Raw genomic sequence first — 13,094 nt, 5'->3', positions numbered from 1 at the left:
CCGTTAGCCTAAGTGCGTGGTGCGACCGTCCCAACCCGTGCTGGACGCCGTCGGCACGCTCGCCCGGCTCGGGCTGGCGGCCGTCTGGCTCGTTTCCGGTGCGCTCAAGCTGGCGGATCCGGGGCAGACGCTGATCGCCGTGAAGGCGTACCAAGTGCTGCCGGACGCACTCGCCAACGTGGTGGCCATCGCGCTGCCGCTCGTCGAACTCGTGCTCGGGCTGTTCCTGCTCGCCGGCCTCGCGACCCGCTGGGTCGCCGGCGCCGCGCTGGTGCTGCTCGTCGTGCTCATCGCCGGGATCGCCCAGTCGTGGGCGCGCGGGCTGAGCATCGACTGCGGGTGCTTCGGCGGCGGCGGCCAGGTGGCGGCGGGGCAGACCGAGTACCCGCAGGAGATCCTCCGCGACTCCGGCTTCGCGCTGCTGGCCGTCTGGCTGCTGGCGCGCCCGCGCACGTGGCTGTCGGTCGACGGCTGGCTCGCGCGGGGTCGCGGGAACTCCACCGAGCCCGGGCACGACTACTCGGGTATCGCGGAAGGGAACTGATACACAGTGGGTGGAGCTGAGCGGACCGCTCGGAAGCGTCGTCAGGCCGCACAGGCCGGGGGAGCGAAGGCGGTGGCCCAGGCCAGGGGCGCGTCGGCCGACAAGCGGAAGTGGATCATCGGGATCGCCGCCGTGGTCGTCGTGGCCGCGCTGGTCATCGGCGGCGTGATCTGGACGATCTCGGACAAGAACAAGACCGAGGGCCAGACGATCACCCCCGGCGGGACGTCGCTGGCCGGCGACGTCACGCAGAAGCGCGACGGCGTCGTCGTCACCGTCGGCAAGGCGGGCGCGAAGGCCTCGATCGACGTCTACGCCGACTTCCTCTGCCCGATCTGCGGCCAGTTCGAGAAGACCTACAAGACCGACGTCGAGCAGGCGATCAACGACGGCAAGCTGCAGGTGCGCTACCACATGGTGCCGCTGCTCAACGACCGCTCGGACCCGCCCGGCTACTCGCTCGATTCGGCGAACGCGGCGCTGGCCGCGGCCGACGCCGGCAAGTTCCTCCAGTTCCACGACTCGCTGTTCGCGAACCAGCCCGAGGAGGGCAAGCGCGGCTACGACAAGGCGCAGCTGATCAAGCTCGGCCAGGACGTCGGGATCACCGACCCCGCGTTCGCCCAGACGGTCAACGCGGGCACGTACGACCAGCAGCTCAACACCGCGTTCCAGCAGATCGAGACCGACCCGAAGCTGGCGCAGGACTTCGGCAACGGGCAGAGCGGCTTCGGCACGCCGACCGTCACCGCGAACGGCGCGATCGTCAACTGGCAGGACCCGGGCTGGCTCTCGAAGGTCACCGGCTGAGTCCGGGCAATTCGCCCACCCGGGTACGGACCGTGGACTAGGCTGGTTCCCGCACCATTTCTTTCGGGGGGTCCGGGTGGCGGAGCCCCCGGCCCGGGCGAAGCCCGGATGTCACAGGGGAACCGGGGGTCGCGCGCGCACGTCGCACCCCCGGTGACAGGGAGGGCCAGTGGACGGTTCGCATCAGGGGTTTCACGTCGATGAGGGCGCCTACGCGCGGTACGCGCGCGAAGTCGACCCGCTCGGCGACGACGTCAAGGGCGCGGCGGACAAGCACGTCGGCCCGCACGTGACGCTCGGCGGCCACGGCTTCTCCGAGATGGGCGGCGAGTCCGGCTTCTCCGGCGCCTACAGCGGCCGGATGCGCGCGCTGCAGGAGAAGATGCACCGCGTCGGCGGCGGCTGGCGGCAGGTCGGCGAGGCCGCCCGGCAGACCGACCGCAACTACTCGGCCGTCGAGGCCGACCACGGCGACGTCGTGCGCAGACTCGGCACCGACCTCGGGGACCGCGCGTGACCGAGCACCACACCGACCAGCTCGTCCGGCACAGCCTGGAACCCACCAACCAGTTCGCGCAGAAGCTGCGGCACGACCCCGTCGCGATCAGCGGCGCGCGGGACGCGCACTACGCGCTGCAGACGTCGGTGGGGCAGACCCGGGACCACGCGTCCGACCAGCGCGTCAACCTCGCGTCGGCCAGCTCCGGCTCGACGACCGACCGCGCCACCGCGACGTCGAAGAGCCTCGAGCAGGAGGTCCAGGACCTCCTCGACGAGAGCGCCGAGATCGAGAAGGCCGTCGCCGACGCGGCCGAGACCCTGCACGTCGGCGAGATCAAGAACGACCAGGTCCGCGACCAGATCATCAAGGAGATCTCGGCGTCGATGAAGGCGCTGGCGGCGGTGAAGTCGATCCAGCCGCCGGAGAGCCGCGCCGCCGCGTCGCGCGACATCCTGATGAAGCTGCAGACGAAGATCAGCCAGCTCACCGGGCAGGCCGCGACCTTCAGCGAGCAGACCATCAACCAGCTCACCGACATCGGCACCCGGCTGGGCGGCGGCGAGCAGTCGACGTCGACGTCCAGCGCGTCCTCGACGAAGGTGGGCTCGTCCTTCAACAGCAACAGCGGCTACTCCGGGGGCGGCGATTCCGGCGGCGGTGGCGGCGGAGGCGGCGGCGGGGGCGGGGGCGGCGGCGCCGTCCACAAGCCGCGGCTGCCGGTCGCGATCCCGCCGCAGCCCGGCTCCGGCGTGGCGATCAACCTGCCCGGCGGCAAGCAGGTCATGGCGCCGAACGAGACCGCGGCCAAGGCCGTGCGCGCGGCGCTTTCGCAGCTCGGTGTGCCGTACGTCTGGGGTGGCACCGCGCGCGGTGTCGGTCTCGACTGCAGCGGCCTGGTCATGACGTCCTACCAGGACGCGGGCCTGCAGCTGCCGCGGACGGCGGCGCAGCAGACGGTCGGGGCCGAGGTGCCCTCGATCGACCAGCTGCTGCCCGGGGACCTCGTCGTCTGGTCCGGGCACGTGGCGATGGTGATCGGCGACGGCCAGATGGTCGAAGCCGGCGACCCGGTGCAGATCAGCAAGATCCGCACCACCAACGCGGGACAGTCGTTCATCGGTTTCTACCGGCCGACGGGGTGAGTCGTGGCTGAATTCGACGTGGACCTGGCGGCCGCCCGGATCGCCGAGCAGGCGGACCGCGTGGAGGCCGACGTTTCGGCCCGGCTCGAGCGCTCGGGTCCGGTGGTGGGCAAGGCGTCCTCTTCGGACAGCACCATCGAGGTCCAGGTGGCGCCCGGCGGGTTGCTGACCGGCGTGACGATCCACCGGTCCGCGCTGCGGCACGGGTCGGCGGTCCTCGCCGACCAGATCCTCGAGCTGGCCCAGCGCGCGACCCGCCGCGCGGGCGACAAGATGTACCACGCGCTGGCGCCGGTGGTGGACGCGTCGCAGCTGGACGTCCTCGGCTACGAACCGATCCCGGACGACGACCCGGACGCCGACACCTACTCGTACGGAAGGTGAGCACCGGTGATCTCGACGCGTGACCTGATTTCCCAGGCCCGGGCCCGCGAAGAAGCGATGTCCAAAGTGGACGAGCTGCTCGCGTCCGCCACCGGCACCGCCCACGACCGGGACGGCCAGGTGGAGGCGACGGTCGACGGCCGCGGCAAGCTGCTGCGGCTGTGGCTGGCGCCGTCGGCGGTGAACCTGGGCGAGCAGCTCGGGCCGCTGGTCGTGGAGATCGCCCAGGCGGCGATGCGCGAGGCGACCCAGGACGGCTACAACAAAGTGGCGTTGCTGCTGGGCGAAGACATGACGTACCTGATCGAGCAGATGACCGGGATGCCGGCCCCGGCCCGCGCCGAGGACGACGACCCGGGCATGACGGTCGAGGAGTTCCAGCGGCTGCGGGCCGAGCGGCTCGGGTCGGCGCCTGCGGAATCGCCCGGACCGGTGACGAGCGCCGAGGACGAAGACGCGTACTGGGAGTCCTTCGACCCGGCTTCGCTGCGCTCGGACCGTTAGCTCTCCCCGGCCATGAACTCGCCGAACAGGCGGCTCGCGGCGGGCGAGGTGAACTGGCGCTCCAGCTCCGCGCGGGCGATCCGCTTGCGGAACTCCCCGGCGTGGGAAGCGTCCCCGGCGTCGTGCATGAGGTCGGTGATCCACGACGCGAAGGCCTGGTAGTTCCAGACGTGGCGCAGGCACGTTTCCGAGTAGCTGTCGAGCAGGCTCGGGTCGTCCTCCTTGACGTGCCGGATGACACCGCGGGCGAAGACCTCGGTGTCGAAGAGGGCGAGGTGGATTCCCTTGGCGCTCATCGGCGGGACGATGTGCGCCGCGTCCCCGAGCAGGTACAGCTTTCCGTGGTGCATCGGGCTGTGGACGACGTTCCGCAGCGGCACCAGCCGTTTGTCGGCGATCCGCCCGGGCGTGACCGGCCGGCCGAACCGGGCGCCCAGCTCGCTCCAGACGCGTTCGTCCGGCCACTGCTCGAGGCCGTCGTCGAGGTCGCACTGGAGGTAGACGCGGCTGGCGTGCGGGCCGCGCGGGATCATCCCCGCCAGGCCACGGGCATGGATCGCCATGCCCGACGGGTTCGCGGGCACCTCGGCCAGGACGCTCAGCCAGGCGTAGCCGTATTCGCGGGAATACCGGGTGAGGACGCCGGCGGGGACGGCCGTCCGGCTGACCCCGCGGTCGCCGTCGCACCCGGCGATGAAGTCGGCGGTGACGACCTGGTCCGCGTACCGCACGACGGGGCGGTCGAGGTTCTCCAGGGTGACGTCGTCGGCTTCGAAGCGGAGGTCGCCGCCGGCGCGCAGGAAGAAGTCCGTGAGGTTCCGGACCAGGACCTGCTGGGGCAGGAAGACGCTTTCGCTGTCGTCGTCGCCGAACTCGATGGGCAGTTCCTCGCCGTCGACGAAGAAGCCGCCCTCGACCTCGGTCGGGGCGTCGGTCGCCAGCACCTCTTCGAGCCCCCACTCGCGGAACATGCGCACGCCGCGGCTGTCGATGGTCCCGGCCCGTTGCCGCTGTTCGACGTACGCGCGGCTGTGCTTCTCCAAGACGACGCAGTCGATTCCGTTGCGCAGCAGGATGTTCCCGAGGGTGAGCCCGGCAACCCCGGCCCCGATGACGACGACGGTGGTGTGTTCGGTCATGGCTCCACTGTGGACCCGGGCGCGGCCGCCACCAACCGGTGCGGCGACACCGGATACCGGAAACCCGCCAAGTCAGCCCGGCCGGTTCAGCTCGGCCTGGTACCGGCCCGGCGTCTGGCCGACGACGTCGGTGAACGCCTCGATGAAGCTCGAAGGGTTGGACCACCCGCACGCCATCGCCGTGTCGAGGACCGACCGGCCTTCGGTCAGGTGGACCAGGGCGTGGTGGATGCGCAGGATGGTGCGCCAGCGCAGGAAACCCATGCCCAGCTCGGCCTGGAACAGGCGGCTGAGGGTGCGTTCGCTCGCCCCGGCCGTCCGGCCCAGCTCGCTCAGCGTCTCGGGCCGCGCGGGGTCGGCGTGCAGGAGATCGGTGACGGCACGCAGCCGGTCGTCGCGCGGTTCGGGCAGGTGCAGGGACTGCTCGGGCGCCCCGGCGAGCTCGTCGATCACGACCGCGCGCAGCCGGCGATGGGCGCCCGGCCGGCTCTCCCGCGGGTCGGTCAGCGCCAGAAGGGCTTCGCGTAGGAGCGGACTCACCGAGAACACGCCGGGGTGCGCCACGAGCTCGCCGCACGACTCGGCCGGGATGACGACGAGCCGGAAGTCGGTGCGGCCGTAGCAGCGGTGGGAGTGGTCGAACCCGGGCGGCGTCCAGGTGACGCGGTTGGCGGGCGCGACCCAGGTGCCGAGCGCGGTGGTCGTGGCGAAGCCGCCGGCGGCCGCGTACACCAGCTGGCCGTCGGTGTGGCGGTGGGTGCCGAGGTGGAAGCCGTGCGGCAGCCAGCCTTTGCCTTCCGGCGTTTTCCCGGCAGGGGGAGTGAGGTGGCGGGTTTCCGGCATCACCCGCCAGCCTACCGGAGTGCCGTCACGCCAGCTGCGCTGTGGAGTTCGCGCCGTGTCAGTTCCCGGCCGGGACCCACGATCCCGCTGAGCGGAAACCGAGTTCGCGCAGAGGTCTGGACCAACGTCGAAAACCTGTGTCTTAATTCAAGGCGTGAATTTCGGTCTCTCGACGAGGAGGACCCGGATGGGTCTCGGACGCAGACTGGGCATCGGCGCGCTGGCGGTGGGGTTGCTGCTCGCTTCCGAACCCCCCGCCCTCGCCGGGAACGGCCCGGTGTACCAGGATTCCTGGCGACCGGTGAAGGTCCGCGTGGCCGACCTGATGTCGCGGATGACCCTCGACGACAAGCTCGGCCAGATGATGCAGGCCGAACGCCTCGGCGTGAAGTCGCCCCAGGACGTCACCACCGGGCGGCTCGGCTCGCTGCTGTCCGGCGGTAGCTCGCAGCCCACCCCGAACACGCCCGTCACCTGGGCCGACATGTACGACGGCTTCCAGAAGGCCGCCCTCGCCACGCCGCTCGGCATCCCGCTCATCTACGGTGTCGACGCGGTCCACGGGCACAACGGCCTCTACGGCGCCACCGTCTTCCCGCACAACATCGGCCTCGGCGCGACGCGGGATCCGAACCTCGTGCAACGCATCGGCCGCGCCACCGCGGAAGAGGTCTCCGGCACCGGCATCGACTGGGACTTCGCGCCCTGCCTGTGCGTCGCCCGCAACGACCGCTGGGGCCGCACCTACGAGTCCTTCGGCGAGGTCCCGCAGCTGGCCACCGAGATGACGTCGATCATCACCGGCCTGCAGGGCCGCCGGCTGGACCAGCCGGGCTCGGTGCTGGCCACGGCCAAGCACTACGTCGGCGACGGCGGCACGACCGGCGGCGTCAACGAAGGCAACACCGAGATCAGCGAGCAGGAGCTGCGCCAGATCCACCTGCCGCCGTTCAAGGCCGCCGTCCAGCGCGAGGTCGGCTCGGTGATGATCAGCTACAGCAGCTGGAACAGTGTGAAGCTGCACGCGAACTCCTACCTGATCAACGACGTCCTCAAGAAGGAGCTCGGCTTCCAGGGCATCGTCGTCTCGGACTACAACGGCGTCGACAAGATCGACGGCAAGACCGGGTTCACCCCCGAAGAGGTCGAGGCCTCGATCAACGCGGGCATCGACATGGTGATGGTGCCCTACGAGTGGCAGAAGTTCATCGACACGCTGCGCACGCTCGTCCAAGAAGGCCGGGTGCCGATGTCCCGGATCGACGACGCGAACAAGCGGATCCTCACCAAGAAGTTCGAGCTGGGCCTGTTCGAGCACCCGCTGACCGACCGCCGGTTCCTGAACACCATCGGCAGCAAGCAGCACCGCGACCTCGCGCGCCAGGCGGTCCGCGAATCCCAGGTGCTGCTGAAGAACGAGAACCATGTGCTGCCACTGTCCAAGCGGGACAAGATCTTCGTGGCCGGCAAGAGCGCGGACGACATCGGCAACCAGTCCGGCGGCTGGACGGTCGGCTGGCAGGGCACCAGCGGCCCGGTCATCCCCGGCACCACGATCCTGCAGGGCATCCGAAGCAGCTCTTCGAAGGTCACCTACGCCAAGGACGGCACCGGGATCGACAAGAGCTACGACGTCGCCGTCGCCGTCGTGGGGGAGACGCCGTACGCGGAAGGCAAGGGCGACCGTCCACAAGGGATGGGTCTGGACGCTACCGACCTCGCCACGCTGCAGAAGCTGAAGGACTCCGGCGTGCCGACAGTGGTCGTGCTCGTGTCCGGGCGGCCGCTGGACATCGCGGCGCAGCTGCCGGACTGGGCCGGGCTGGTCGAATCGTGGCTGCCGGGCAGTGAGGGCCAAGGCGTCGCCGACGTCCTCTTCGGCGACTACAACCCGACCGGAAAGCTGCCGGTGACGTGGATGCGCAGCGCCGACCAGCAGCCCATCAACGTCGGCGACGGCAAGCCCGCGCTGTTCCCCTTCGGCTACGGCCTGCACTACTCGCGCCACTGGTGATCCCCGTCCCCCACCGGAAGGAACATCGCATGCCCCGCCGTCCCCTGGTCAGAGTCCTGGCCTTCTTCGCCGCCTGCCTGGGGCTGAGTTTCGCCAGCCCCGCCGTGCAGGCCGCGACGCCGTTCAAGGTGCTCGCGTTCTACAGCGGTACCTACGACGCCGCGCACATCAGCTTCGAGAAGGAGGCCAACGTCTGGTTCGCCCAGCAGGCGGCGGCCAACGGCTACACCTACTCCTCGACGACCGACTGGAACCGGCTCACTTCGCTGACCAAGTCCACGGCGGATGTCGTCATGTTCCTCGACGACCAGCCGCAGTCGGCCGCGCAGTTCCAGGGCTTCCAGGCCTACATGCAGAACGGCGGCGGGTTCTTCGGCTTCCACGTCACGGCGTACAACGACAGCTCGACGCCGTCGTACGCCAACTGGTTCCACAACGACTTCCTCGGCACCGGCCGGTTCACGTCGAACACGTGGGGCCCGACGCCGGAGACGCTGAAGATCGAGAACCGCACGCACCCCTCGACGGTGAACCTGCCGGCGACGATCAAGTCGTCGACGTCGGAGTGGTACGCCTGGCAGAACGACCTGCGCCAGAACGGCAACATCACCATCCTGGCGTCGATGGACCAGTCCACCTTCCCGATCGGCACCGACCCGAACCAGACCTGGTACAGCGGGTACTACCCGATCGCGTGGACGAACAAGAACTACAAGATGCTCTACGCCAACTTCGGCCACAACGCGATGAACTACGACACGAACACCGCGCTGTCGTCGACGTTCGAGAGCGCCGACCAGAACCGGTTCGTGCTCGACGGGCTGAAGTGGCTCGGCGGCGGTTCAAGCACGCCGACCGACCCGGGCACGATCGACCCGTCGGCGTGGTACGCCGTGTCGAACAAGGCGAGCGGCAAGTGCGTCGACGCCCGCGCCGCGGCCAGCGCCAACGGCACCGTCATCCAGCAGTACACCTGCAACGGCACCACCGCGCAGCAGTACCAGTTCGCCGCGACCAGCGGCGGCTACGACCGGATCAACAACCGCACGAACCCCGCCCAGGTCATCGACGTGACCGGCGTTTCCACGGCCGACAACGCCGGCCTGCAGCTGTGGGCGTACGGCGGCGGGACCAACCAGCAGTGGCAGCCGGTGTCGGAAGGCAGCGGCTACTACCACTTCGTCGCCCGCCACAGCGGCAAGTGCCTGACCGTGCCGGGCGCTTCCACCGCGGACAGCGTCCAGCTGGTCCAGGCAACCTGCAACGGCAGCGCCGCTCAGTCGTTCAAGGTCGCCTAGCGGGTCGGCGCCTCCTCAGCTAACATGAATGATCTTCACGTTGGCTGAGGAGGGTGCCGTGGTGCGCCGGAACCGAGCGATCGTCGTCGTCCTGGCCCTGTTGGCGGGCCTGTTCGCGGGGGTGAGTCCCGCGGTCGCCTCGCCGGCGTTCTTCTGGGGCGTCGCCACCTCGGGCTACCAGTCGGAGGGCTCGGCGCCCGACAGCAACTGGCGCCGCTACGAGCAGGCGAAGACGTCGTCGATCAAGGAGCCCTACCGCGACGCCGTCGACTTCCGGCACCGCTACGCCGAAGACATCGACCGCGCCAAGCAGCTCGGCGTGAACGTCTTCCGCTTCAGCGTCGAATGGGCGCGGATCGAACCCCGGCCCGGCCAGGTGGACCAGGCGGAGCTCGCGTACTACGACGACGTCGTCCGGCGCGTCGTCGCCGCGGGCATGCGGCCGATGATCACCCTCGACCACTGGGTCTACCCGGGCTGGGTCGCCGACCAGGGCGGCTGGGACTCCGACCGCACGGTCGACGCCTGGCTGGCCAACGCCCGCCGCGTCGTCGAGCGGTACAAGGGGCTCGGCGCGCTCTGGATCACGATCAACGAGCCGACCGTCTACCTGCAGAACGAGACCACCAACGGCGGGCTCGCCGGCTGGAAGCTGCCGTGGGCGCAGACCCGGCTGGTGACGGTGCACCGCGCGGCGTACGACCTGATCCACTCGTTGGATCCGGGGGCGCTCGTGTCCAGCAACACCGCCTACATCCCGGCGGCGCAGGGCATCCTCGACGCGTCGTTCCTCGACCGCGTGCGGGACAAGCTCGACTTCGCCGGCGTCGACTACTACTACGGCGCGAGCCTCGACAACCTCAGCGCCGTCCACGCGGCGAGCGGCGAGTTCTGGAAGGTGACCCCGCAGCCGGACGGGATCTACTACGCCCTGCGCTACTACGCGCGAAAGTTCCCGAACCTGCCGCTGTACGTCGTCGAGAACGGGATGCCGACCGACAACGGCAACGCGCGCCCCGACGGCTACACGCGTTCGGACCACTTGCGCGACCACATCTACTGGGTGCAGCGCGCGAAGGCCGACGGCATGAACGTCATCGGCTACAACTACTGGAGCCTCACCGACAACTACGAGTGGGGCAGCTACCAGCCGCGGTTCGGACTGTACACAGTGGACGCCAGTTCGGACGCAACGCTGACGCGGCGGCCGACCGACGCCGTCGCGGCGTACCGGCAGCTGATCGCCGGCCACGGCGTCCCGGCCGGCTACACGCCGGTGCGGCCGCCGGGCTTCTGCTCGGTCGTCGACGGGCTCGGCAGCTGCCTCGACCCGGCCCGCTACCCGGGTCCGGTCGCCCCGCTGGGCTGAGGGGTCGTGAGTGAGAAACAGTGTTCTGACACTGTTTCTCACTCACGACGTCAGTCGCGCTCGATGAGGTGGCCCACCACGTCCGGGCCGGGGTGGGCGTGGCCTGAGCCGTCCCTGCGGACGTCGATCTCCGGGAGCTCCACCGGGTCGCCGTTCTTCGCCGCGCCTGCCGGGCGCGGGCCGATCCAGGCCACTCGGAGCGCCGTCTCGCCCTTGAGGAACCGCTGGGCGCGAACCCCGCCCGTGGCCCGGCCTTTCGCCGGGTACTCGCTGAACGGTGTCACCTTCACGCTCTGGCCCGTGGACGTGATCACCAGGGGCTCGCCGTGCTCGTCGTCGTCCGTGCGGATCGCTCCGAAGAAGACCACCGAACCCGCGCCGACGTTGATGCCCGCCATGCCGCCGCCCTTCAGGCCCTGGGGGCGGACCAGCGATGCCGCGTACTTCAGCAGCGACGCCTCCGAGGACACGAACGCCAGTGTCTCCGAGCCGTCCGTCAGCCACGTTGCTCCGACGACCTCGTCGCCGTCCTTCAGGGAGATCACTTCGAACTCGTCCGAGCGGACCGGCCACTCCGGCGAGCAGATCTTCACGACGCCGGCCTTCGTGCCGAGCGCCAGGCCCGGGGAGCCCGCCGCCTGCTCGCCCAGCGGCGCGATGCCGACGACCGTCTCGCCCTTCTCCAACGGCACCAGCTCGCGCGCCGCCATGCCGCCGCGCAGGGAGACCGTGCCCGCCTGTTCCGGGAGCACCGGCAACGGGAGCACGTCCGTCTTGAACGCGCGGCCGCGGCTCGTCACCAGCAGGACCTGGCCGCGCGCCGTGGTGTGGACCACCGCCGCCACGGCGTCGTGCTTCACCCGGCCGTTGCGGCGGCGCGTCTCCGTCGACTCCTCGGACTCCGCCGCCGTGCGGGCCACCAGGCCGGTCGCCGACAGGATCACCTGGCACGGGTCGTCTTCGACCTCCAGGGGACCCGACGGCTTCGACGCGGCCAGGACCTCCTTCAGGTCGCCGTCGATCAGGGACGTGCGGCGCTCGGTCGAGAAGTCCTTCGCGATCTTCGCCAGCTCGGCCGACACCAGCTTCTTCAGCACCGAGTCGTCGTCGAGGATCTTCGTCAGCTCCGCGATCTCCTCGCGCAGCCGCTCCTGCTCCGACTCCAGCTCCAGCCGGTCGTACTTCGTGAGCCGGCGCAGCGGGGTGTCGAGGATGTACGTCGCCTGGATCTCCGACAGCTTGAAGCGCGTCATCAAGCCGTCCTTCGCGGCCTGCGCGTTCTCGCTCTCGCGGATGAGCTTGATGACCTTGTCGATGTTCAGCAGCGCGATCAGCAGGCCGTCGACCAGGTGCAGCCGCTCTTCGCGCTTGCGGCGGCGGTACTTGGTCCGCCGCGTGACGACGTCGTAGCGGTGCCGGAGGAAGACTTCCAGCAGCTCCTTCAGGCCCAGCGTCTGCGGCTGGCCGTCGACGAGCACCAGGTTGTTGATGCCGAACGACTGCTCCAGCGGCGTCAGCCGGTAGAGGTCGGCCAGCAGGGCCTGCGGGTTGACGCCGACCTTGCACTCGATGACCAGCCGCGTGCCGTTCTCGCGGTCGGTGAGGTCCTTGACGTCGGCGATGCCGGTGAGCCGCTTGGACTTGTTGACCTCGTCGGTGATCTTCTCGATCACCTTCTCCGGCCCGACGCCGTAGGGCAGCTCGGTGACGGTGATCGCCTGCCGGCCGCGGCTGCCTTCGAGCGGACCGGTCTCGCAGTTCGCGCGCATCCGGACCACGCCGCGGCCCGTCTCGTACGCCCGGCGGACCTCGTCGAGGCCCAGCAGGCTGCCGCCGGTGGGCAGGTCGGGGCCGGGCACGAACTCCATCAGCTTGTCGAGCGTCGCGGACGGGTGCGTGATCAGCCACCGCGCCGCCGCCACGACCTCGCCGAGGTTGTGCGGGATCATGTTGGTCGCCATCCCGACCGCGATCCCGGACGTGCCGTTGACCAGCAGGTTCGGGAACGCCGCGGGCAGCACGGACGGCTCCTCGAGCGAGCCGTCGTAGTTCGGCCGGAAGTCGACGGTGTCCTCGCCGAGCTCGCCGACCAGCTGCATCGCCTCGGGCGACATGCGGGCTTCGGTGTACCGCGAGGCGGCGGGGCCGTCGTCCGGCGAACCGAAGTTGCCGTGGCCATCGATCAGCGGGACGTTCAGCGAGAAGTCCTGCGCCAGCCGCACCATCGCGTCGTAGATCGCGACGTCACCGTGCGGGTGGTACTTGCCCATCACGTCGCCGACCACGCGCGACGACTTCACGTACGCGTGCGTCGGGCGGTAGCCGTTCTCGTTCATCGAGTACAGGATCCGGCGGTGCACCGGCTTCAGCCCGTCCCGCGCGTCCGGCAGGGCGCGCGAGTGGATGACCGAATACGCGTACTCCAGGTACGAGTCTTCGATCTCGGTCTTCAGCGAGTTGTCGAAGACGTGCGCCCCGGCGGAGTCGAACGCGCTGGGATCGACCTTGGTGGTGGTGCCCTTGCGGCGTGCCACGGCAGAACTCC

General features: G+C 69.9%; 12 protein-coding genes. 9 read left to right on the top strand and 3 right to left on the bottom strand.

What is annotated here, in order from left to right; translation table 11 throughout:
* The first annotated feature begins 37 nt into the window (after positions 1-37).
* From ABFJ78_RS32815 to ABFJ78_RS32790, 6 genes are all read left to right on the top strand, one after another.
* Positions 38-544: a MauE/DoxX family redox-associated membrane protein gene (locus tag ABFJ78_RS32815; protein WP_436390739.1), complete on the top strand. Its 507-nt coding sequence runs from the start codon at positions 38-40 to the stop codon at positions 542-544.
* 72 nt (positions 545-616) lie between these two features.
* Positions 617-1,354: a DsbA family protein gene (locus ABFJ78_RS32810; RefSeq protein ID WP_436390612.1), complete on the top strand. Its 738-nt coding sequence runs from the start codon at positions 617-619 to the stop codon at positions 1,352-1,354.
* A gap of 169 nt (positions 1,355-1,523) precedes the next feature.
* On the top strand, positions 1,524-1,871 hold the full coding sequence (locus tag ABFJ78_RS32805; protein ID WP_436390610.1) for a hypothetical protein: 348 nt from the start codon (positions 1,524-1,526) through the stop codon (positions 1,869-1,871).
* On the top strand, positions 1,868-2,998 hold the full coding sequence (locus tag ABFJ78_RS32800) for an NlpC/P60 family protein (protein ID WP_436390609.1): 1,131 nt from the start codon (positions 1,868-1,870) through the stop codon (positions 2,996-2,998). The genes ABFJ78_RS32805 and ABFJ78_RS32800 overlap by 4 nt, the downstream gene beginning before the upstream one ends.
* Positions 2,999-3,001: 3 nt before the next feature.
* Positions 3,002-3,382, top strand: coding sequence for a YbaB/EbfC family nucleoid-associated protein (locus ABFJ78_RS32795; protein WP_436390607.1), 381 nt, complete (start codon positions 3,002-3,004; stop codon positions 3,380-3,382).
* A 6-nt stretch (positions 3,383-3,388) separates the two neighbouring features.
* Positions 3,389-3,886, top strand: coding sequence for a YbaB/EbfC family nucleoid-associated protein (locus ABFJ78_RS32790; RefSeq protein ID WP_436390605.1), 498 nt, complete (start codon positions 3,389-3,391; stop codon positions 3,884-3,886).
* Here ABFJ78_RS32790 and ABFJ78_RS32785 read toward each other — a convergent pair.
* Both ABFJ78_RS32785 and ABFJ78_RS32780 read right to left on the bottom strand, forming a co-directional pair.
* The gene (locus ABFJ78_RS32785) at positions 3,883-5,025 is read right to left on the bottom strand and encodes a 4-hydroxybenzoate 3-monooxygenase (protein WP_436390603.1); all 1,143 of its coding nucleotides are present in this window, start codon (positions 5,023-5,025) and stop codon (positions 3,883-3,885) included. The genes ABFJ78_RS32790 and ABFJ78_RS32785 overlap by 4 nt on opposite strands.
* Before the next feature lie 72 nt (positions 5,026-5,097).
* Entirely contained in the window at positions 5,098-5,868 is a 771-nt protein-coding gene (locus ABFJ78_RS32780) for a helix-turn-helix domain-containing protein (RefSeq protein ID WP_436390601.1), read from the bottom strand.
* Between the two features lie 187 nt (positions 5,869-6,055).
* Between ABFJ78_RS32780 and ABFJ78_RS32775 the strand changes: the two genes are divergently transcribed.
* From ABFJ78_RS32775 to ABFJ78_RS32765, 3 genes are all read left to right on the top strand, one after another.
* Positions 6,056-7,882 (top strand): glycoside hydrolase family 3 protein, encoded by a 1,827-nt coding sequence (locus ABFJ78_RS32775; protein WP_436390599.1) that lies wholly within the window; start codon positions 6,056-6,058, stop codon positions 7,880-7,882.
* A 29-nt stretch (positions 7,883-7,911) separates the two neighbouring features.
* Positions 7,912-9,180, top strand: a complete 1,269-nt coding sequence (locus ABFJ78_RS32770) for an RICIN domain-containing protein (protein WP_436390597.1) — start codon at positions 7,912-7,914, stop codon at positions 9,178-9,180.
* Between the two features lie 61 nt (positions 9,181-9,241).
* The gene (locus tag ABFJ78_RS32765; RefSeq protein WP_436390595.1) at positions 9,242-10,549 is read left to right on the top strand and encodes a glycoside hydrolase family 1 protein; all 1,308 of its coding nucleotides are present in this window, start codon (positions 9,242-9,244) and stop codon (positions 10,547-10,549) included.
* A gap of 50 nt (positions 10,550-10,599) precedes the next feature.
* On the opposite strand, the gene ABFJ78_RS32760 is transcribed toward ABFJ78_RS32765, so the two are convergent.
* Positions 10,600-13,083, bottom strand: coding sequence for a DNA gyrase/topoisomerase IV subunit A (locus tag ABFJ78_RS32760; RefSeq protein ID WP_436390593.1), 2,484 nt, complete (start codon positions 13,081-13,083; stop codon positions 10,600-10,602).
* Positions 13,084-13,094 lie beyond the last annotated feature (11 nt).

The sequence above is a fragment of the Amycolatopsis sp. MEPSY49 genome (genome assembly GCF_051337345.1).
Lineage (GTDB): Bacteria > Actinomycetota > Actinomycetes > Mycobacteriales > Pseudonocardiaceae > Amycolatopsis.
This window is presented reverse-complemented; position numbering and strand designations above follow the sequence as displayed.

Coding starts and splice junctions, on each gene's coding strand:
- ABFJ78_RS32785 (WP_436390603.1), bottom strand. CDS start 5,025: ATGACCGAACACACCACCGTCGTCGTCATCGGGGCCGGGGTTGCCGGG.
- ABFJ78_RS32780 (WP_436390601.1), bottom strand. CDS start 5,868: ATGCCGGAAACCCGCCACCTCACTCCCCCTGCCGGGAAAACGCCGGAA.
- ABFJ78_RS32775 (WP_436390599.1), top strand. CDS start 6,056: ATGGGTCTCGGACGCAGACTGGGCATCGGCGCGCTGGCGGTGGGGTTG.
- ABFJ78_RS32770 (WP_436390597.1), top strand. CDS start 7,912: ATGCCCCGCCGTCCCCTGGTCAGAGTCCTGGCCTTCTTCGCCGCCTGC.